This is a genomic window from Phreatobacter stygius, assembly GCF_005144885.1.
In the GTDB taxonomy this organism is placed as follows: domain Bacteria; phylum Pseudomonadota; class Alphaproteobacteria; order Rhizobiales; family Phreatobacteraceae; genus Phreatobacter; species Phreatobacter stygius.
Genome location: NZ_CP039690.1, coordinates 5,749,179 through 5,768,927, shown reverse-complemented (window position 1 = coordinate 5,768,927; position 19,749 = coordinate 5,749,179). Strand labels below are relative to the sequence as shown.

The following is a 19,749-nucleotide window of genomic DNA, read 5'->3' as shown; positions in this document are numbered from 1 at the left end:
GTGCGAGGGCACCTCCACCCTCAACCGAGGGCAATGTGAACGGGGCGACGCTCTTCGTGATGAACGAAGGGCGCGCCTGCCCCATGGACGCCGTCGCGCAGGCGCTCCCAATCGCTCCGGCGGTGGATGGGAAAATTGTGCAGGAACCAGCGGATAATCGCTTCGTCGCCGGATGCTTCCGTGCCGTGCCAGTTGTTCCGGATCAGCGTCAGAAAGCGCCGCATTTCGGCCCTGGCCTCATCGTGCCGGCCAAGATGATGGAGCGTCGCGGCCTTCCATCCCGGCAGGTTCGAGATGATGTCCTGCGCGGCCCCGGCGGCTTCCAGGCTGCCGGCATAGTCGCCGTGCAGGAAGCGCGTGCCGACCAGGTAGGCCCATTGGGTTCGCGACGGCATCTGAACGAGGCCGAGCATCTGCCGCTCCAGGAGTTGCGCCTGGTCCATGTCGCCGAGAAAGGCCAGGCCATGGGCGGCCGAGGTCAGTGTCCAGGGATCGCCGTCATTGAGCGCCACCGCCGAATGGAAGCTCGGATGGGCCGCGTCATACATGCCGGCCATGGCCTGCGACCAGGCGAGGCACAATTGCGCACGGGAATCGATCGGGTCGATCTGCGCGGCCCGCTGGGCAAAGACGAGCGATTCCGCTTCCGTGTCGGACGAGCGCCATTTGCCGGGCGCGGCAAGATGCCGGCTGTTCTTCAGTTGCGCCAGGCTCGAGAAGGCCGGCGAGAAGCCGTCGTCGCGCTCGGTTATGCTGCGGAAGATCGCCTCGGCCTGACCGAACTCGTCGGCTCGATAGCCGTTGAACAGGGCCTGGCCCTGCACCCACCGGTCATGCAGCGCCACCGTCAGGTTGGGGCGGCGAGCGAGCCGGGTGATGCGCTCGGCGGAGATGTTGATCCTGAGCGCCGCCGCGATCCGGCGCGCGATCTCGCGCTGGACGTCGAACCAATTGGCGACCGAAAGGTCGAAGCGCTCACTCCAGACATAGCTCGAGTTGACGAAATCCCGCAGCGTCAGCACCAGATGGGTACCGGTCTGGCTGCCATAGGCCGAGGATTCCACAATATAGCAGCCGCTGTCGCCGCGCCTGTCCGCGCCGGGTGCGGGGGCCACGCGTTGCATCTCGCCGTGATCGACGATCTGCCATTCCCTGAATCGCACCAGGCAGGCCAGCAATTCATGGCGGAAGCACAGGAGCCGGTCGGTCTGCAACTCGGCGAGTTCGATCATGCGCACCTGCGGCACCGCGATCTGCGGCCGCTCGGCCGTCGTCGGCGGGTTGGCCGGCTCAGCTGGCGCGTGGACGGGAGCCAAGTCGTCGCCGAGCTTGATGCTGACCACCAGCGCCTGGGTCTCGGCCGCCGGCTCGGTGTCGTAGTCGGTCTCCAGGAGATCCCACAGCGTCTTGTAGATCTTCAGCGCGCCGGCAGTGTCGCCGGCATCAGCCTTGGCGCGGATCAGATGACGGCAGGCGACTTCATGGGTCGGATCGAGGTTCAACAGGGCCTGCGCGGCGTCCCGCGCCATTCGGGGCGGGACAGCGCCGTCCATCATGGCTTCGAGATTGCGGATAAGCCGGTCGGTGCTGGTCTGCCGATAGGCCAGGAGCCAGATGCGGAAGCTCGGATCGAGCTCCTCATAGCCGGCGAGCACGGATTCTGCCAATCTTTGCTGCTCGAGCAGGGAACCCGGGATAACGCCCGCCTCGAGGCTCCGAAACAGATCGACGGTATCGACCTTGACCTCGGCCCCCTGGATCTCCAGCCCCAGTCTCTCGGCATTAAAGCCCTTGAAGCCGACCGCCTCGAAGGCGTCGCGCAATTCCCGGATGGTCTGCCTTAGCGAGGCACGGGCCTTCTCCTCGCCGGATTCGCTCCAGAACAGCCCGACGAGGCGTTCCCGCGACATCGACTGGCCGTGATGCAGGGCCAGATAGGCCATGCAGGCCTTGGCTTTCCGCCCGCGCACGTCGACCGGTCGATCGCCGAACGTGAGCGAGCAACCGCCGAGCAAGTTGACCGACAATGGCGCCCCGCCCGCCTGTCGTGCGAACTGTTCCGCCACGCTTTCCGCCTGCCCGAGCCCCATAGGCTAACCCCGGTTCGCCGTCGGCTGGCTTCTTGTACCGTTATCCCGATACCGATGCACAGTTTCAGCAAGCAGAATTTGCCACGGTGGCGCGAAATGCAATCCGAATCTGGGGCGCCAAGGCCGCAATGACGTTGCGAAATGGATGTTGGCCCCGAGCCAGCCGATTCACACATTTCGATAAGCTCTGTCTTTTGAGCGCGATACCTAAGTTTGCTTTCTTTCGAGCCCTCGCAAGAGAACCACGACCTTCACCTCGCGCCGGCGGGGAAAGGTCGACCGCGAGCGAGCGGTCGGGAGAGGCGGCGAAGCGCTTGACGACAATGCACCATGCGAAACGCGCAAAGCCTTGTTCTGAACGCTCAATTTCCCCTCTCCCGGCGCAGCGCGACCGAGTTCGCGCCGCGCAGCGGTCATCCGAGAAGTGGCCCGTCGGGCCGCGATTCCGGCGTCACGGGCCAGGCCTCGAGGCGCGGTGTGACCACGGCGGACGGTTCGGGTTGCAGGGCCGGCGCAATAATCCGGACGGCCGGGATTAAAAAGCGCGGTCGCGTCAGATCGACGGAGAAGGTCTCGATCTGCCTGGCCGCGAGCCGCGTCGCGAGCGTTCGGACCGCCTCTGCCGCGGATCGATCCGCTATCAAGGGCGCCCCGCCGTCGACAGCGGAGACCGTTGCCCGCTTGACCGCCCCCAGCGCCGAAGCGGACGGGCCGCTCCGCTTCGCCAGATGGGCACGATCGATCGCGTTGAGGCCAGCTTGGCCGCCGCGCGCCTGCTTCGCTTCGGCGAGGTCCTGGGCGAGTTCCATCTGCAGCATTTCGAGGACCGCTGAGCGGATCGCCTGATCGAGCGTCGGCCGCGCCGCGAGGCCGCAGGCGAAGCCGCGCCCAGCCAAGCCGGTGGAGAGCGCCGCCACCACGGGCACGCCGAATTCGCGGGAGATCTCGATCAAGGTCACCGGGCGCGGTATCACGCCCTGCCGGGCGGCGAGAAGCAGAGGCGCGATGGCGAGCGCCGCTTCATCTCCAGCCGAGATCAGACGACCGGCGCGACCGCCGCGCCACCACAGGGCCGCGGCGTCGCGCTCGATCAGTTCCAGGAGACCGTGCAGGGCAGCGTCTTCGGCGGTCGCGCCGGCGCCACCGCCCAAGCCCAGCGGAAAGGCCGGTCGGCCATAGGCGCCGGGGGTGGCCGGCCTGACGCAGAGCCCGAGCGGAAGCCGGCAAGACGCGCCGTCCCGCAGGCGCCGGCCGGCGATGCAGACGCCGGCGGTATCGCCTGTCAGAAAATCGCCGACGGCAACCAGGCCGCAGGTCCGGCGCTCGACTGCTTCGGTCCCGGTTTCGAACTGCGAGATCAGTTCGACGGCCTCGCCGAGACATTTGACCAGCGCCTCGGCCGGCGAAAAGCCCATGCCGGACAGGCTGACGCGCGGGTGCGGAGGCGATGTCCAAAGCCGTCCGTCAGGCCCGCCCTCGGCGCCAAAGAAACAGGCGCCCGGGGCAGCCGGCGGCCGTATCAGGAAGATCCGGTTCAGGCCGCCGGCGACACCAAGAAGCCGGTCGGCCATGGCCTGGGGCAGGGCAGCGTGCGCCAGCCCAAGCGCCACGTCGTCGAGCGAGACCGGTTCGAGCACGTCGCGGAGCCCTCGTCCGAATTGCCGAAGGTGAAGTGCTGCACAGCCGGCCTTCACGGAGGATCGGAGAATTGCGGGATCGGCGCAAGCGCGATCGGGCGCCCCCCGCCCCCGGCATCGTGCGCGCCGGACCGCGGGTCGCGTCAGTCGATGGCGGAAAACAGCAACCGCGCGTTGGCCCTCGCCTGCTCTTCGTCGGGCGCACATGAGGTCAGGGTGTAGTTGATCCGGTGCGTCATGATGATCAGAATCACCGGCGTGCATCGGCCGACCCTGTCCGAGGACTTTTCCAGGCCGACGATTTCGAGCGCCGCATGGCCATCCAGAAACAGCTCGACCGGTTGCCGGATCGGATTGATGATCCGACGAACAACGTAGAGCTGGGCGGCGAAGAAGGCATTGAACTGCGCATCCGCCATCGGCTGATCGCTCGGATAGCGCCGCGACCGGGAATTGTCCTGGATCATCAGATCCAGCACGGCCGGGCCGCCGCAGCGCGGCTCGGCGCAAGTCAAGCCTGCACCCTCGGCCGTTTCCCGCGTCAGGACCCAGCCGCCACGCACGAGACCATCGAGCCGAACGGCCTCGGCGGCGGCGCCATAACCCGCTGCCACCACCGCTGCCACGGCCAGGAACAGGACGATCGTTGAAAGCCGACGCATCACATTTCGCTCCTCTGGATCGCACGCGACGCCAGCCGATATGGTTCAGCCAAGGCCTCGAATGACGGCTTCGGCGAGCCGGCGCCCCCTGCGCCGGATCCATTGCGGGATCGTCTTTCCGAGAGCGCCGATCCGCCCCCGCCCGCGACGTCTCCGCCTCATCTAAGGGCCTGGCCCGGCTTGATGTTCGGCGCCGACCGAGCCGAAGCCGGTTCGTGCCGGCCATCACCAGTCGGCCTCGACGCCGCGCGTATCGATATGCAGAAAATCCCGATGGCAGCCGATGCTGCCCTTGAAGCGTGGATTGCCGGCGCGCACCGCCGCTGCGACACGGCGCCAATCGGCGACCACCCCCTTCGCGCAGCGGAAGTCGATGGCGTTGAACCACAGATGCGGACTTGATTTGCCGCCGCCGACGCGCGCGTTGTAGGGACCATTGCGATAGGCCGAAAGGATCGTGCAGCGCGCAGCCAGGCGGTGACTGATCTGGTCCAGCATGCGGGCGGTCTCGGCGATGTTGGGCCAAAGCGAGACAGGCGGCGGATGGCCAAGGCCAGCGCGGATGGCGGCCGATGCGTCGCCGGGGCCGAGGCACAGCAGATCCTCGGCGGTGAAATAGCGCAGATCGAGGCCGAGCGCGAAGCTGCGAAAAAGCCTGAGGTCGAACCTGCCCGTTTCATCGTCGGCGAGATCTGAGACCGGTCGGGGCACCGCGTAGCCGAACGCCCGCTCAATCGGGATCTTGGCGAATTCATCGATGTCCGTCGCCAGCACGGCGGCCCGCTTCGCCCGCGGTCTGTTGGCTGGCCCCTGGTACCTCGTCTCCAAGGTTCGGGTCGTCACGGCCGGCGCCCTTGCGACCCACACCGTCAAGAGTGGCACGACATTGGGTGAACTCCGGTCCGAAACCCGGGGCACACCGAACGACCGCAGGCGCGGACGCAAGGGAAGCAATACGACATTGGTCATTTCCGCCTCCTCGTTCAGCTCACACCCGCACGAAGCGTGCCGGGCCCTGCTCCATGAAAAGCCCAGTTGGCGTCCCGGTCCTGGCCATGATGGCGCCGGCAGACAAACCCGAGTGTCTCGGCCGGAGACGAAATCCTCGGTGCGCAACAGGCGAATCCCGCGATGGCCAAGCCGGGGCGCCGCGATGCCGCCGGTCGGCATCACGGCCGAAAGGCAGGCCCGCCAGCGCGCAACGGTGCCTGGACCGAGCCATGAACGCGACGATGATCCGGCGGATGCGTGACATCGGCGCGCCTCGCACCCTCATCGGGAGAGCTGCTGAAGCAGGGCTGACAACGTCGCGTGGTGACATGATCATCGTCTCTCGGTCGCCTCATCCGCCACACCAAATCGCGGGAGCGCCGAGGCTTCGTGGCCGGAGACGCGCCGTACCATTCGTGCAGTGACGAGAGCCTCGGCGGGACGGCGTGAACTCACCGTGAAACGCTCGAAAGCCCTGATGGCGGGATGCGACCGGCTTTCGCCGACGCCATCTCGGGCCAGGCCAGAGCGCCGACGTGCAGAGCCATCGAACGCCCCTCATGGTTGCGTTTGACGGCGACCTGCGGTGCGTTGGGTGGCGGACACCGCAAGCGCGCAGAACCGCCGCCGAAAGCGCGGTTGCAAGCCGATACGGCGCTCCTACACTGCCTCGTCCGGAGGCCTGCTGTCGCATCGCCAAAGGAGGCAACGATGTTCTGCGCGCCGACGGGCAGGCCAGTCGATCCGATCACCGAGAGTGGCTGCGGCAGGCCGAGGCTCGTCCGTGGCGGTTCGGCCCGGCGTGCCGGCGGCCTTCTAAGGCTGCTGCTGGCGCTTCTGGCAGTCGTCGGCCTGCCGGCTCGACCGGCGCAGGCGCTGGACGGCGCCAGCCCTGCCGTGCGCATGGCGCGGATCGACGCGACAATCGAGACCATCAAGAGCCAGCCTCTCATCGGCGCGATCATCCGCGACGAGGCGGAGGCCGAGACGGCGCTGCGGCTGGCCTTGGCGATGGACCGGCCGCCCTATTACATCCGCAGCCAGGATGTGCTCAGGGCGCTGCGCAAGGACTATGCGATCCCGGCGCTGAAGGCCGCCGACGACGAGGTGCTGCTCATTGTCTGGGCCAGGACCTCCGACCTCGTCGGGCATCTCGCGGCGACCGACCCGTCCCTTTGCAAGGATGTCGCCTTCGGCGCCGTGACCAGCCGCGGTGTCCAGGATCCGCGCACCCGGCACCTGTACGAGGCGATGATGCGGGCGAGCGAGGCCGCCTATCACAACGGCAAGGGGCGGCCGCCCAGGCCCGGGCCAAGCCCTGACGACCTCGCCGCCATGGCCGACCGGCTGGCCATCTCGCCAGCCGTGCTCGCCGATCTCGCCGCGGCCGGCCCGGCCGAGGCCTGCGCCGTCAGCCGGACCTTGCTCGACGGCCTGTCGGCCCTGCCGATGCCGACCCGCGCCGTCATCATGCGCTGGTTCCTGACCCTATGACCCCGGGCACCGGCAAGCCGAACGGCCCGCGCCTCATGGCCGGATCGCCGGTTCGAGTTGCGCCGCCGTCGCGGGGGCTGGGCCGGCGAGCGCCGCCAGGCGTGCGGCCACCTCGGCCCGCACCCGCGCGACGGCCTCGTCCTTGACCGGGCCGTAACCGCGGATCTCCATCGGCTGCTTGGCGATGGCGACGGCCTGATCCAGCGTCTGGCGGCTGAGGCCGTCAGCCAGCCGGTCGATGATCGCCTCGTACCAGGCGACCAGGGCGCGCTCCATGCGCCGTTCGGCAAGGTAGCCGAAGGGATCGAACCGCGTGCCGCGCAGGGATTTGAGCCTGGCGAGCGCGCGCAGGGGATATTCGATCCACTGCCCGAATTGATGCTTGCGCGGCCGGCCGCGGGCATCATGCCCGAGCGGCAGCAGCGGCGGCGCGAGATGGTAGTTGATCTTGAAGTCGCCGTCGAAATCGCGGCGCAGCTTTTCGCGGAAACCGGTCGCCATATGCAGCCGCGCCACCTCATATTCGTCCTTGTATGCCATCAGCTTGAACAGCGAACGGGCGACCGCCTCGGTCAGCAGCTCGGAGCCGAGCGGTGCTTCGGCCCGACGCATCGCGTCGACACGCGCCCGGTAGCGCTCGGCATAAGCCTGGTCCTGGTAATCGACGAGGAAGGCGACGCGGCGCGCGATCATCTGGTCGAGCGTCTCGGCCGGCGGCGGTTCGCCGCCAAGCGCGCGCGCCACATGCTCGGGCCTGCCGCTCGCCAGCCGGCCCCAGGCAAAGGCCTGATGGTTGCGCTCGACCGCAACCGCGTTGAGGTCGATGGCGCGCGTCAGGGCCTCGAGCGAAACCGGCACCAGGCCTTGCTGAAAGGCAAAGCCGAGCATGATCATATTGGCGTAGACGCTGTCGCCCATCAGCGTCTCGGCGGCCTTGTTGGCGTCGAGCCGCGCGACATTCTCCGCGCCCAGCCGCTGGTCGATGGCGCCGAGCCTGAGCGCCGCGCTCAGATCCGCGTCGCGCCGGCGGACGACGTCGCCGGTCGGCATTTCCGCGGTGTTGATCACCGCCCGGGTGCCGTGCCGATAACAGCCCGATGCCTTGGGCGAGGAACTGACCACCATGTCGCAGCCGATCAAGGCGTCGGCCGCGCCCTGATCGATGCGCACCTGGTTGATCGCGCCGGGGGTTTCGGCGAGCCGGATGAAACTCAGGACCGGTCCGAATTTCTGGGCGAAGCCGGTGAAATCGAGCACCGATGCGCCCTTGCCCTCGAGATGGCCGGCCATGGCGATGAGCGCGCCGACGGTAATGACGCCGGTGCCACCGACGCCGGTGACCAGGAGGTCATAGGGTCGCTCCAGGGTGACAGGCTCCGGGCGCACAAGGCTCCGCGCTTCGGCAACCGCATCGATGCCGGTGCCGGTCTTGCTGGCGCGGCGCGCGCCCTCCACCGTGACGAAGCTCGGGCAGAAGCCGTTCAGGCAGGAAAAGTCCTTGTTGCAGGTGGACAGGTTGATCTGCCGCTTGCGGCCGAAGGGCGTCTCCTTCGGCTCGACGCTGAGGCAGTTGGATTCGACCGAGCAATCGCCGCAGCCTTCGCAGACGAGGTCGTTGATGACGGCGAAACGCGGGGGATCGACGACTTCGCCGCGCTTGCGCCGGCGCCGGGTCTCGGTGGCGCAGGCCTGGTCATAGATCAGGACCGAAACCCCGGGCACGTCGCGCAAGTCCCGCTGGACCGGATCGAGATCACGGCGGTGGTGCAGCGTCACGCCGGCCGGCAGGTCGACAGCCCGGAATTTCGTGGGGTCGTCGGCAACCAGCGCAATGCGCGCGATGCCCTCGGCCCTCACCCCGTGGGCAATGGCGGGAACGCTGATCGGCCCGTCGACCGGCTGGCCGCCGGTCATCGCCACCGCGTCGTTATAGAGGATCTTGTAGGTGATGTTGGCGCCCGCCGCGATCGCCTGGCGGATCGCCATGGAACCGGAATGGTAATAGGTGCCCTCGCCCAGGTTCTGGAAGACGTGGCCCTTGCCGGTGAAGCGCGAGGAGGCGACCCAATTGACCCCCTCGCCGCCCATCTGGATCAGCGAGGTCGTCTCGCGGTCCATCCAGCTCGCCATGAAATGGCAGCCGATGCCGGCGAGCGCCTTGGACCCGTCCGGCACCTTGGTCGAGGTGTTGTGCGGGCAACCCGAACAGAAATAGGGCGTGCGGCTGGCGCCCGAGACCGTGATGATCCGATCGGCCTGCGGCAGCAGCGCCGGCGCGCGCGACATCAGGTCGAGGCCCGGGAAAACAGCGTCGAGGCGCCTGGCGACGATCGGCGCCAGCATGCGCGGCGACAATTCGCCGATCCAGGAGACCAGGCGCTCGCCGGTCTCGTCATGCTTGCCCACCATGCGGTCCGGCTTGTGGCCGGGATAGTCGTAGAAATATTCCTTGAACTGGCTCTCGATGATGCCGCGCTTTTCCTCGATGACAAGGATCTCGCGCTTGTCCCGCAGAAATTCGCGGGCATCGTGGAGCGCCAGCGGCCAGACCATGCCGACCTTGTAGATGTCGATGCCGATACGCCGGCATTCGGCCTCGTTCAGGCCAAGCAGCCGCAGCGCCTCCATCAGGTCGAGATGGCCCTTGCCGGTCGTCACGATGCCAAACCGGGCTCCCGGGCTCTCATAGATATGCCGGTCGATCGGATTGGCGCGGGCGAAAGCATAGACCGCATGCTTCTTCGCCTCCATCCGCTCCTCGATCTGCGGTCCCGGCAGATCCGGCCAGCGATAGTGCAGGCCGCCCGGCGGGGCGACGAAGTCGGGCGTGGCGAAGCGGCGCGGCGGGACAAGCTCGACCGAAGCACCTGACTCCACCGTCTCGGAAATCGCCTTGAAGCCAACCCACATGCCGGAAAAGCGGCTCAGCGCGTAGCCATAGGCGCCGAACGCGCCATATTCGGCGACACTTGCCGGATTGAGCGTCGGCATGAACCAGCTCATGAAGGCGACGTCGGACTGGTGCGGCATGGACGACGAGACGCAGCCATGGTCGTCGCCGGCGACGACAAGCACGCCGCCATGGGGCGACGAGCCATAGGCGTTGCCGTGCTTCAGTGCGTCGCCGGCGCGGTCGACGCCCGGCCCCTTGCCGTACCAGAGCCCGAACACGCCCTCGACCTCGCGGCCAGGATGACCTTCGACCTGCTGCGACCCGAGCACGGCGGTGGCGGCGAGGTCCTCGTTGACCGCCGGCAGAAACTCGATCCGGTGTGCGGCGATGAGCGACTTGGCGCGCCAGAGTTCGAGGTCGAGGCCGCCCAAGGGCGAGCCGCGATAACCGGACACGAAGCCGGCGGTGTTGAGCCCGGCGGCCCGGTCGCGCCGCGCCTGGTCGATGACCAGGCGCACCAGCGCCTGGGTTCCGGTGAGAAAGACCCGGCCTTCGCCGCTGCGGTAGCGGTCGGCCAGTTGGTAACTGTCGAGCCTGACGGCCATGGCGAAGCCTCCGATCGGTGCGGCCCACGGTCATGGCGCCATCATCTGCCGGATCCGCCGGAAATTTCGTTCAATCCTGCGGTAATTTAGCTTTCAATCGGAAATTCCTTTCATTTTTTGAACCAGGATGGATAATCCGACCGGACCGTTGCCGGGGAGATCATGACCGATGCTCGAGCCTCAGGACGAAAAGATTCTGCTGCACCTGCAGAAAGATGCGCGCGCCACCAACCAGCAGCTGGCCGATGCGGTGGGCATGTCGGCCTCGGCCTGCTGGCGCCGGGTCCGCAGCCTGGAGGAAACCGGCGTGGTGCAGCGCTATGCGGCGCTGGCGGATCGCCAGAAAGCCGGCTTCGCCATGTCGGCGATCATCCATGTCTCGCTGGAGCGCCACGACACGACTTTCGTCGAGCAATTCGTCTCGCGGGTGAAGGCGAGACCCGACGTGCTCGAATGTTTCGCGACCACCGGCGACGCCGACTATCACCTGCGGGTCGTTGCCCGCGACATGGAGGCCTATAACCGCTTCCTCGACGAGTTCATGTTCCGCCTGCCCGGCATCCGCCATGTCCGAAGCAATGTGATCCTGAAAGAGATCAAGACCGAGGTGGCCCTGCCGTTTTGACGGGGGCCACGCTGCGACCAACCCTCTCGCTTTGGGCTACCGGATTCACACATCTCGACAATCCATGTCTTGGCGCGGTGTTTCTCGCTTCGTCATGGCCGTGCTTGTCACGGCCATCCACGTCCTCCGCGGTCAAGGCAATGCGTGGATGGCCGGCACAAGGCCGGCCATGACGAAAAAGGACGGCGCACGCGCTATCCGTGGTTCTCGTGCGAAGCCTTGAGAGGGGCGAATTCAGGCCCCTTTGAGAGATGTGTGAATGTCGTAGCGCTGTGGGAGAGGATTGCTTCGTCCGACTTTTCCTTAGCGCCGCGCCGCCATGATCGAACCGCCGGACCCTGGTTTCAACGGTGGCATGCAGCCCCGGCCTCTTTACTTTGATGAGCCTCGCTGTAAGATTTTTTGTGAAATATCAGACCATCTCACAACACCGGGCAGACAGCAGATGACCGACGAGACCCTGGGCCAGATCGGCGACGAGATCATCTTCGAGAACGAGTTCGTGCGGGTCTGGGGGCTCAGGCTGGAACCAGGCGAGCGCCAGTCCTGGCATGTCCATCAATTGCCCTATCTCGTGATACCACTGACCGACGGCCGGAACGAAATGCACTGGAAGGATGGGCGTGTGGTCAACACCGCCGAGGTGCCGGGCCAGGCCTTGTGGCGCATGCCGGGCGCGGCCCATGAGCTGGTCAACACAAGCGACTGGACCTATCGCAACATCCTGGTGGAAGTGAAGACCGCCGGCGGAGCCGCCTGATGCCCGCGATCTCCCGCCGCCGCATCGTCCAGGGACTGGCACTCGGCGGCCTCGCGACGTCGGCGCGACCGGGCGCGGCGCAAGGCTTTCCGTCGCGCACCGTCACCATCGTCTCGCCCTACCAGGCCGGCGGCACCAGCGACATCATTGCCCGCATGATCGCCCAGAAGCTCGGCGAGGCCTGGCGCCAGCCGGTCATCGTCGAGAACCGCCCGGGCGCCAATGGCGGGGTCGGCGCGACCGCGGTGGCGCGCGCAGCCGCCGATGGCCACACGCTGCTCGCCACCGCGTCCAGCGCCTTGACGCTCAACCCCCTGCTCTACCGGTCGCTCGGCTACGACGTGGCGCGCGACTTCGCACCCGTCACCCGCACCGGCAGCGTGCCCAATGTGGTGGTGGTCAATCCGGCAGTGCCGGCGACGACGCTCGCCGAACTGATCGCGCTCGCCAAGGCCAGGCCCGACAGCATCAGCTATGGGTCGCAGGGCAATGGCTCCAACGGCCATCTGAACGGCGAATTGTTCAAGCAGATGACCGGCGTGACCCTGGTGCACGTGCCCTATCGCGGCTCGGCGCCGGCGGTGTCCGACCTGATCGGCGGCCAGATCCAGCTGATGTTCGACAACCTGCCCTCGGTCATCGAACAGATCCGCGCCGGCAAGCTCAGGGCGCTGGCGGTCACCACGGCCGGCCGCTCGCCGTTCCTGCCCGATGTGCCCGGCATGGCGGAAGCCGGCCTTGCAGGTTTCGACACCAGCGCCTGGTTCGCCGTCATGCTGCCGAAGGAAACGCCGGCCGAGATCCGCGGCGCGATCGAACGCGGCGTGATCGCGGCGCTGACCGATGCGGACGCCCGGCAGAAGCTCGCCCATGTCGGCGTCACCGTGATGGCCGATGGCGCCGCGGCGCTCGGCCAGCAGATCGAGGCGGAGACGGCGCTCTGGCGCGCGGTGATCGCCAAGGCCCGGATCAGCATCGAATGACTGGGGTTCCGAGCCTTCGGGAGGCGCCTTGCGAGGCGCCTCTTTTTTGTCGAACGCGCAAAGATATCTCTTGAGAAATATCACTGATCGCAGCACAGTTCGGCAGCGACACATCAGACCCACAGAGGGGCACGCATGACGCTCTCAAAGATCAGGACCTTCGCGCTTCTGGGCGCACTCCTGGCGCCGGCACTGCCGGCTCCGGCCGCCGCCCAGGCTCCGGCACTCACGCCGGTCACCTTCTCGCTCGACTTCCGGGCGCTCGGCCGCCACGCCGCCTGGTATGTCGCGCTCGACAAGGGCTATTACCGCGAGGCCGGCCTGAACGTGACGATCATTGCCGGCCAGGGCACCGCCCAGGCGATCCAGGCCTTGGAATCCGGCATTGTCCAGTTCGCCTTTTCCGACGTCGCCGGCCTGGTCGCGGCCCGCGCCAACAGCAATGCCACGGCCAAGATGGTGGCGGTGATCTACCAGAAGGCGCCCTATGCCGTCTTCTCCTGGCGCAGCGGCGTCAACGTCACCCGTCCCGAGCAGCTCCAGGGCCTGGAGATCGGCAGCGGCGCCGGCAGCTTCACCCAGAAGGTCATCGAGGCCTTCATGACCGAGCGCGGCCTCAGCCGCCCGGCGACCTATACCAATGTCGATCCGTCGGCACGGATCGGCATGCTGGCGGCCAAGCGCATTCCGGCGATCGAAACCTTCGTCATGTCGCAACCGGGCATCCATCGCGCCATCGGCGCCGGCGAGACCAGCACCTTCCTGCTCGCCGACCATGGCCTGATGCTCTATTCCAACGGCATCCTGGTTCGCGAAGACTATCTGAAGGCCAATCCGGCGCTGGTGCGCGGCTTCATCGCCGCCTCGCTGCGCGGCTGGCGCGACACCATCGCCAACCCGGGCGAGGCTGCCGACATCGTGGTCAGGCTCAATCGCGGCCTGGAGCGCGAGGTGGCGCTGGAAGAGATCGCCATCGTCAACAACCTGGTGGTGACGCCCTTGTCCAGGCGTGGCGGCATCGGGGTCATCGATGCCGACCAGATGCAGCACAGCGTCGATCTCATCCTCAAGACCACAGGCGGCGCCAGGGTCACCGCAGCCCAGGTCTATGACGCGAGCTTCCTCCCCCAGCCGCCCGTGACCCCGTGACAGTGCAGGGCATGATCGATCACGCCCGCGCCCTGCCCGTCGATGCGCCGTTCGGCCTGATCACCGACGCGGGCAAGAGCTTTGGTGCCGACAAGCGCGGCCAGGGCGGCATGGTGGCGCTGGAACAGGTCAATTACCGCCTGGAGCAAGGCTCGCTCGTCGCCCTGCTCGGCCCGTCCGGCTGCGGCAAGACCACCTTGCTGCGCATGGTCGCCGGCATGACCAAGGCCTCGACGGGCAAGATCGAGATCCGCGGCCGCGAGGTCGACGGCCCCCAGGACGATTTCGGCTTCGTGTTCCAGACGCCGAACCTGTTGCCCTGGCGCAGCGTGCTCAACAATGTGCTGTTCCCGATGGAGATCAAGCACCGCCTGGATCGGGCGGCCCGCGCCCGCGCCATGGAGCTGCTCACGCTGGTCGGCCTCGACGGTTTCGCCAGGAGCCGGCCGCACGAACTTTCGGGCGGCATGAAGCAGCGCGTGGCGCTCTGCCGCGCGCTGATCCACCAGCCGTCGCTCCTGTTGATGGACGAGCCGTTCGGCGCGCTCGACGAACTGACGCGCATGGAGATGCACGACCTCCTGCTCAACATCCGCAAGGTGACCGGGGCGACCGTCATGTTCGTCACCCACAGCGTTTCCGAAGCGGTCTATCTCGCCGACGACATCCTGGTGTTCAGCCGCCGGCCCGGCCGGGTGATCGATCAGATCAAGATCGACATGGCCTATCCGCGCAACCACGAGATCCGCTTCTCGCGCGAATTCAACGACTATGAGCGGCGTGCCAGCGCCGGGCTCGGGGTGCTGCACGGCCATGGATAAGATCACCCGCATCGTCTATCCGCTGGTCGGCATTGTCGGGCTCATCGCCGTCTGGCACTTTTATGTGGTCTGGTTCAACGTGCCCATGGCGGTGCTGCCGAAACCGCTGGCGGTCTGGGACGCCATCGTCAAGAACTGGCCGCTGCTGCTCGACGAAGGCAAGGTGACGCTCATGGAGAGCGTCTACGGCTTCCTGCTCGCCTTCGCTTTCGGTGTGCCGCTGGCGGTGGCGATCTCCTCGTCGCGCGTGCTCAACCTGATGTTCTACCCGCTGTTGATCGCCACCCAGTCGCTGCCGAAAGTGGCGCTGGCGCCGCTGCTGCTGATCTGGCTCGGCACCGGCATCGAATCGAAGCTTGCCATTGCCTGGCTGGTCGCCTTCTTCCCGATCGTCGTCGATACCGCCACGGGCCTGCGCGGCACGCCGGCCGAGTTCCTCGATCTCGCCACCTCGGTGCGCGCCAATGGCTGGCAGACCTTCTGGAAGATCCGCTTCCCGGCGGCGCTGCCCTTCGTCATTTCCGGCTCGAAGGTGGCCATCACGCTCGCCGTCATCGGCGCGGTGATCGGCGAATTCATCGGCTCCAACGAGGGCCTCGGCAATCTCCTGCTGGTGGCCAATTCGCAGGTCAATACGGCGCTCGCCTTCGCCGCCCTGTTCGGCCTCGCCGTGCTCGGCATGGCGCTTTATGCTGCGGTCGCCGGCGTCGAGCTGGCGCTGAAGCCCTGGTTCGGCGACATGCGCCATGGCTGAGCCGAGCCCCCGACAGGATGGGCCAATGCAAACCATCGCGCTCGACGTGCATGCTCATCTGATCCCGGCGCGCGACGGCCGGCTCGACGGCTTTGCCGGCGTCAGCTGGGACGCAGGCACTGAAAAGCTCACCGTCGACGGCCACGGCATCGGGCTGAAGAACCTGTTCCGGCCGGAGGCGCTGACCTTGTGGATGGCCGACAACGCGGTCGCCCATGCCTGGATCTCGGCACCGCCGCCGGTTTACCGCCCCGAGCTCGGGCCTGATGAGACGCGGCGCTGGAGCGAAGCACTGAACGCCGGGCTGCAGGCCATCGCGGCAGCCCATGCCGACCGGCTCTCGGCTCTGTTCCACCTGCCGGTCGAGCATCCGGCGGTGGCCGTCGAGATCGCCAGGGACCGGATCGCCCGCGGCCACAGCCGCTTCGCCATGCCGGCGGGCGGCGCGGGCGTCATGCTTTCCGACCCGGTCTTCGCGCCGCTCTGGCAGGTGCTGGACGAGGCCTCGGCCTTCCTGTTCCTGCATCCCGGCGAGAGCTGCGACGCCCGGCTCGATCCGTTCTATCTCGCCAATCTTCTGGGCAATCCGACCGAGACGGCGATCGCCAGCGCCCACCTCGTTTTTGGCGGCATCCTGGAACGCCATCCCCGGCTGACCGTCTGCCTCGCCCATGCCGGCGGCACCACGGCGGCGCTCGCCGGGCGCTTCGAGCGGGGTTATGCGACCGACCGGCCCGGTCTCGACCAGGGCCTGGAACCGCCGCGCCGGACGCTCAGGCGCCTGTGCGTCGACTGCATTGCCCATGACAGGGCGGGGCTGGCTCTGGCGGCCGAGGTGTTCGGCGCCGACCGCATCCTGTTCGGCTCGGACTGGCCGTTCCCGATGGGACTGCCGAAGCCGCACGAGCAGATGGCCGGGATCGAGCCGGGCTTCCGGCGCGCCATCTTCTGCGACAATGCGGGGACGGTGCTGGGCGAAGGTTGACCGAAAAAGCGCAGCATAATCAACCCTCTCCCGGAGGGAGAGGGTGCCGGCGCAGCCGGCGGGTGAGGGGCGCAAGCTTCGAGAACGATCGATCGTGCTCGTCGAGCATGCCGCCCTCTCCTGACAGGGACGTCCCCTCATCCGGCGGCTCATAGCATCGAGCGAACGCGAGATGCCTTCGCACTCGCCATGCGCCGCCACCTTCTCCCCACGGGAGAAGGTTGGTTGGACGTAGCCCTCACCCGATCCTGATCTCGGAGGCTCCGACCAGATCCTGCGCCTGCATGCGGTTGCGCAATTCGCCGATGCCGTCGCCGCGCACCACCACCTCGTCGCCATCGTTCAGGAAGATCTGCGGCTCGCGGGCATTGCCGACGCCGCTCGGCGTTCCCGTCAGGATGACGTCGCCCGGATGCAGCGTCATGCCGAAGGAGAGTTCGGCGATGAGTTCGGCGATCGGAAAGGCCATCTGCGCCACCAGGGCGTCCTGCAGCAGCTCGCCGTTGACCGCGCATTGCAGCCGGATGTTCGGCACGTCGAGTTCGTCGGGCGTGACGACGACCGGCCCGAGCGGCATGGTGGCGTCGATGCTCTTGCCCTTCAGCCACTGGCCGCCGTGGCGGCGCTGCAGGTCGCGCTGGGAAATGTCGTTGGCCAGGCAATAGCCGAAGACATGGTCGAGCGCCCGGCCCTGCGGAATGCTGCGGCCGCCGCGCCCGATAATGACCACCAGCTCGGCCTCGTAGTCCCATTTCTGCGACAGCCGCGCGTCGAAGGCGATCGGGTCGTTCGGGCCGATCACCACATCCGGCGACTTGGTGAAGAAGGTCGGCGCTTTCGGGCGCTCGACATCCTGGCCGTCGCGCCTGCCCCGGCCCTCTTCGAAATGGTCCCAATAGTTCCAGCCGGTGCACAAGACGTCGCGGCCGAACCGGGCGATCGGACTGGCGAGATCGGCACCGGCGAACGGCAGGCGCTCGCCGGTGGCACGCGCCGCGGCAATGGCCGCCTCACGGATGTCACGTCCGGCGCCGATCAGGCTGACGAGATCGCCGGCCTCGGGCGGCAGCAAGGCAATCTCGTCGCCGGCCAGAATGCCGGCGCGTTCGGCGCCGCGATGGCGCACGCTCAAGAAGCGCATGACAACGGATCCTTTGCCGTTACGCGTCGGGCAGCACGGCGATGGCGTTGATCTCGATGAGATAATCCGGCGAGGTCATCTTGGTGATCTCGACCATGGTGGAGGCCGGCGCGATGCCGGTGAAATATTCGCGGCGAACCTTATGGATCGCGTCGAAATGCTCCATGTTGCGGACATAGACATCGACGCGGCAGATGTCGTCGAGCGTGCCGCCGGCCTCTTCGATCGCCGCCTTCAGGTTCTCGCAGACCTGGCGGGTCTGTTCCGAGACGTCGCCGACGCCGGCGATCGAACCGTCGGCGCGCCGCGCGGTCATGCCGGACAGGAAGACGAGCTTGCCGCGCGCCGCGATGGTGGTGGCCTGGGAAAAGTGACCGTTCGGCTGGGCCAGCTTGGCGCTGGTGATCTTCTGCTTGGCCATGGGGAAACTCCGGATTATCGGGACAGGGATGGGGGAAGCGCGACGCCGAGCTTGGCGGCGGCGGCGGCAAGGGCCGAGGCGGTTGCCGGCGCGAGCGCGCAGGCGCCGGTGAAGCTGCGATGGGCCTTGATGGCGCGATCGCCCGGCATGCGGACCGGGCTGGCGCCCGGCGCGAGACGCGAGCCGCGCACCGTCCCGGCAAAGGCCGAGGCATCGGCGGCAAAATCGGCAACCGGCCGGAACCCGGCAATATCGATGGCCAGGAACAGGTTGGACGAGCCATAGGGTTTTGAGAGATCGCCATAGAGCGGCTGCACCGCCTGGCCGATGGCGCCGGAGGCAAGCCCGCCGGTCATCAGATCGATCATCACGGCAAGTCCGAAACCCTTGGCGCCGGCCGCCGGCAGCAGCATGCCCTTGATCGCCTCGGCAGCATCGGTGGTCGGCACGCCCGCGGCATCGGTCGCCCAACTCGGCGGGATCGTGTCGCCGCGGCTCTCGGCGAGCCGGATCTTGCCCATGGCGCCGGCGCTCAGCGCCAGGTCCAGCACCACCGGCTCGGTCGCCGTCGGCACGGCAATGGCGATCGGATTGTTGCCGACCACCCGCTCCGCGCCGCCCGGCGCCGGCATCAGCGGCCGGGTATTGGCCATGACCATGCCAATGCAGCCGCTCTCGGCCATGGTGCGGGCGAAGCGGCCGGCCGCGCCGAAATGGAAGGCGTTGCGCACGGCGACCGCCGCCAGGCCATGCAGACGCGCCCGTTCGACGGCAAGCGCCGCCGCCCGTTCGGCGCTGACATGGCCAAGGCCGTTCTCGGCGTCGATGACCACCTGGGCGCCGGTATCGGAAACGATCCGGCCTTCGGCCGCGGGCACAACCGAGCCGGCGGCGATCCGGTCGAGATACATCGGCAGCAGCATCAGGCCGTGCGAACCGAGACCTTCGATATCGGCATCGACAAGAGCCTCGGCGACATTTGCCGCATGGGCCTCGGGCGTGCCGGCGGCGATGAGCAGGCGTCTGGCGAGATCGGCGAGATCGACGGCGGGCAACAAAATCTGGCCGCTCATGCCATGAGACCCTGAAGAGCCAGACCTTGAAGAGCCAGGCCTTGAAGAGCCAGAGCTTGAAGAGCCGGTGCCATCAGTGCGCGTCCCGTTCGTCGGTGTACCAGGCCGGCTTCTCCGGATAGTGCGGCCCGTCATACATCTCGACGACGACGGTCTCCTCATGCGCCAGCGTCGGACCGTGCACATTGCCCTTGGGATTGCAGTAGAAGCTGCCGGGCTTCAGCGTCACGCCGGTCGCGGTATATTCATAGTGGCCGGACAGGCAGAACATGAACTGGTTCGAGGCATGCAGGTGCGGCAGCGGAATGCTCGCGCCCTTGTCGAACTTGATCAGCGCAATGGTCGCGCCGGTCGCCTCGTCGCGCCACAACATCTTTTCGTGCACGCCTTTCAGCGACTTCTCGCGCCACGGCATGGCCGCGGTCTGGAGCAGAATCTCGTCCAGTTTGGGGGCGCCTTCGGGGAGCTGCATTGGTAGCCTTTCTGCTGCGGAAATCCGCCGTATCAGTCGTCATGAACCACATGATATTTCACGTGATGTGTTTTGCAAGACGCATTCGCCGGCGGCCGGCACGGCGCGCACAGAAATGACCGCTCGCGGCCGCCCCGACACGGCGCCGTCCGAGCGCAATCGTTTGAAAACTCAGGCTGAAGACAAAACAGCGC

Annotated in this window: 17 protein-coding genes; 8 read left to right on the top strand and 9 right to left on the bottom strand. The window is 67.2% G+C overall.

What is annotated here, in order from left to right; genetic code table 11:
- Nucleotides 1-20: 20 nt before the first annotated feature.
- From E8M01_RS27280 to E8M01_RS27270, 4 genes are all read right to left on the bottom strand, one after another.
- A complete protein-coding gene (locus tag E8M01_RS27280; protein ID WP_170182104.1) occupies nucleotides 21-2,066 on the bottom strand; it encodes an AfsR/SARP family transcriptional regulator in 2,046 nt (681 codons plus the stop codon).
- 437 nt (nucleotides 2,067-2,503) lie between these two features.
- Nucleotides 2,504-3,727: a YcaO-like family protein gene (locus tag E8M01_RS35165; RefSeq protein WP_170182103.1), complete on the bottom strand. Its 1,224-nt coding sequence runs from the start codon at nucleotides 3,725-3,727 to the stop codon at nucleotides 2,504-2,506.
- A gap of 143 nt (nucleotides 3,728-3,870) precedes the next feature.
- A complete protein-coding gene (locus tag E8M01_RS35160) occupies nucleotides 3,871-4,392 on the bottom strand; it encodes a hypothetical protein (protein WP_170182102.1) in 522 nt (173 codons plus the stop codon).
- Nucleotides 4,393-4,614: 222 nt separating this feature from the next.
- Nucleotides 4,615-5,505: a D-Ala-D-Ala carboxypeptidase family metallohydrolase gene (locus tag E8M01_RS27270; protein ID WP_170182101.1), complete on the bottom strand. Its 891-nt coding sequence runs from the start codon at nucleotides 5,503-5,505 to the stop codon at nucleotides 4,615-4,617.
- A 585-nt stretch (nucleotides 5,506-6,090) separates the two neighbouring features.
- On the opposite strand from E8M01_RS27270, the gene E8M01_RS27265 reads away from it, so the two are divergent.
- Nucleotides 6,091-6,873, top strand: coding sequence for a hypothetical protein (locus E8M01_RS27265; protein WP_136963031.1), 783 nt, complete (start codon nucleotides 6,091-6,093; stop codon nucleotides 6,871-6,873).
- A gap of 33 nt (nucleotides 6,874-6,906) precedes the next feature.
- Here E8M01_RS27265 and E8M01_RS27260 read toward each other — a convergent pair whose 3' ends face one another.
- Nucleotides 6,907-10,371: an indolepyruvate ferredoxin oxidoreductase family protein gene (locus tag E8M01_RS27260; RefSeq protein WP_136963030.1), complete on the bottom strand. Its 3,465-nt coding sequence runs from the start codon at nucleotides 10,369-10,371 to the stop codon at nucleotides 6,907-6,909.
- A gap of 169 nt (nucleotides 10,372-10,540) precedes the next feature.
- Between E8M01_RS27260 and E8M01_RS27255 the strand changes: the two genes are divergently transcribed.
- The 7 genes from E8M01_RS27255 to E8M01_RS27225 all read left to right on the top strand — a co-directional run bounded on the left by E8M01_RS27255 (nucleotide 10,541) and on the right by E8M01_RS27225 (nucleotide 16,448).
- Complete coding sequence (locus E8M01_RS27255; protein WP_136963029.1) at nucleotides 10,541-10,996, top strand: Lrp/AsnC family transcriptional regulator; 456 nt, start codon at nucleotides 10,541-10,543, stop codon at nucleotides 10,994-10,996.
- Nucleotides 10,997-11,441: 445 nt separating this feature from the next.
- On the top strand, nucleotides 11,442-11,756 hold the full coding sequence (locus tag E8M01_RS27250; RefSeq protein ID WP_136963028.1) for a cupin domain-containing protein: 315 nt from the start codon (nucleotides 11,442-11,444) through the stop codon (nucleotides 11,754-11,756).
- Nucleotides 11,756-12,739: a Bug family tripartite tricarboxylate transporter substrate binding protein gene (locus E8M01_RS27245; RefSeq protein WP_136963027.1), complete on the top strand. Its 984-nt coding sequence runs from the start codon at nucleotides 11,756-11,758 to the stop codon at nucleotides 12,737-12,739. The genes E8M01_RS27250 and E8M01_RS27245 overlap by 1 nt, the downstream gene beginning before the upstream one ends.
- A gap of 135 nt (nucleotides 12,740-12,874) precedes the next feature.
- On the top strand, nucleotides 12,875-13,888 hold the full coding sequence (locus E8M01_RS27240; protein WP_136963026.1) for an ABC transporter substrate-binding protein: 1,014 nt from the start codon (nucleotides 12,875-12,877) through the stop codon (nucleotides 13,886-13,888).
- 11 nt (nucleotides 13,889-13,899) lie between these two features.
- Nucleotides 13,900-14,709 (top strand): ABC transporter ATP-binding protein, encoded by an 810-nt coding sequence (locus E8M01_RS27235; protein ID WP_215908809.1) that lies wholly within the window; start codon nucleotides 13,900-13,902, stop codon nucleotides 14,707-14,709.
- A complete protein-coding gene (locus E8M01_RS27230; RefSeq protein ID WP_136963025.1) occupies nucleotides 14,702-15,463 on the top strand; it encodes an ABC transporter permease in 762 nt (253 codons plus the stop codon). Before E8M01_RS27235 ends, E8M01_RS27230 begins: the two co-directional genes overlap by 8 nt.
- 25 nt (nucleotides 15,464-15,488) lie before the next feature.
- Entirely contained in the window at nucleotides 15,489-16,448 is a 960-nt protein-coding gene (locus E8M01_RS27225) for an amidohydrolase family protein (protein WP_170182100.1), read from the top strand.
- Between the two features lie 238 nt (nucleotides 16,449-16,686).
- On the opposite strand, the gene E8M01_RS27220 is transcribed toward E8M01_RS27225, so the two are convergent.
- The 4 genes from E8M01_RS27220 to E8M01_RS27205 form a co-directional block, all read right to left on the bottom strand.
- Nucleotides 16,687-17,589 (bottom strand): fumarylacetoacetate hydrolase family protein, encoded by a 903-nt coding sequence (locus E8M01_RS27220; protein WP_136963023.1) that lies wholly within the window; start codon nucleotides 17,587-17,589, stop codon nucleotides 16,687-16,689.
- A gap of 19 nt (nucleotides 17,590-17,608) precedes the next feature.
- Entirely contained in the window at nucleotides 17,609-18,010 is a 402-nt protein-coding gene (locus E8M01_RS27215; protein ID WP_136963022.1) for a RidA family protein, read from the bottom strand.
- Between the two features lie 14 nt (nucleotides 18,011-18,024).
- Nucleotides 18,025-19,083, bottom strand: coding sequence for an Ldh family oxidoreductase (locus E8M01_RS27210; RefSeq protein WP_136963021.1), 1,059 nt, complete (start codon nucleotides 19,081-19,083; stop codon nucleotides 18,025-18,027).
- Between the two features lie 73 nt (nucleotides 19,084-19,156).
- Nucleotides 19,157-19,555, bottom strand: coding sequence for a cupin domain-containing protein (locus E8M01_RS27205; RefSeq protein WP_136963020.1), 399 nt, complete (start codon nucleotides 19,553-19,555; stop codon nucleotides 19,157-19,159).
- Nucleotides 19,556-19,749 lie beyond the last annotated feature (194 nt).

What these genes read in the sequence shown, in the direction of transcription:
- E8M01_RS27265 (WP_136963031.1), top strand. Translation starts at nt 6,091, where the DNA reads ATGTTCTGCGCGCCGACGGGCAGGCCAGTCGATCCGATCACCGAGAGT.
- E8M01_RS27260 (WP_136963030.1), bottom strand. Translation starts at nt 10,371, where the DNA reads ATGGCCGTCAGGCTCGACAGTTACCAACTGGCCGACCGCTACCGCAGC.
- E8M01_RS27255 (WP_136963029.1), top strand. Translation starts at nt 10,541, where the DNA reads ATGCTCGAGCCTCAGGACGAAAAGATTCTGCTGCACCTGCAGAAAGAT.
- E8M01_RS27250 (WP_136963028.1), top strand. Translation starts at nt 11,442, where the DNA reads ATGACCGACGAGACCCTGGGCCAGATCGGCGACGAGATCATCTTCGAG.
- E8M01_RS27245 (WP_136963027.1), top strand. Translation starts at nt 11,756, where the DNA reads ATGCCCGCGATCTCCCGCCGCCGCATCGTCCAGGGACTGGCACTCGGC.
- E8M01_RS27240 (WP_136963026.1), top strand. Translation starts at nt 12,875, where the DNA reads ATGACGCTCTCAAAGATCAGGACCTTCGCGCTTCTGGGCGCACTCCTG.
- E8M01_RS27235 (WP_215908809.1), top strand. Translation starts at nt 13,900, where the DNA reads ATGATCGATCACGCCCGCGCCCTGCCCGTCGATGCGCCGTTCGGCCTG.
- E8M01_RS27230 (WP_136963025.1), top strand. Translation starts at nt 14,702, where the DNA reads ATGGATAAGATCACCCGCATCGTCTATCCGCTGGTCGGCATTGTCGGG.
- E8M01_RS27225 (WP_170182100.1), top strand. Translation starts at nt 15,489, where the DNA reads ATGCAAACCATCGCGCTCGACGTGCATGCTCATCTGATCCCGGCGCGC.
- E8M01_RS27220 (WP_136963023.1), bottom strand. Translation starts at nt 17,589, where the DNA reads ATGCGCTTCTTGAGCGTGCGCCATCGCGGCGCCGAACGCGCCGGCATT.
- E8M01_RS27215 (WP_136963022.1), bottom strand. Translation starts at nt 18,010, where the DNA reads ATGGCCAAGCAGAAGATCACCAGCGCCAAGCTGGCCCAGCCGAACGGT.
- E8M01_RS27210 (WP_136963021.1), bottom strand. Translation starts at nt 19,083, where the DNA reads ATGAGCGGCCAGATTTTGTTGCCCGCCGTCGATCTCGCCGATCTCGCC.
- E8M01_RS27205 (WP_136963020.1), bottom strand. Translation starts at nt 19,555, where the DNA reads ATGCAGCTCCCCGAAGGCGCCCCCAAACTGGACGAGATTCTGCTCCAG.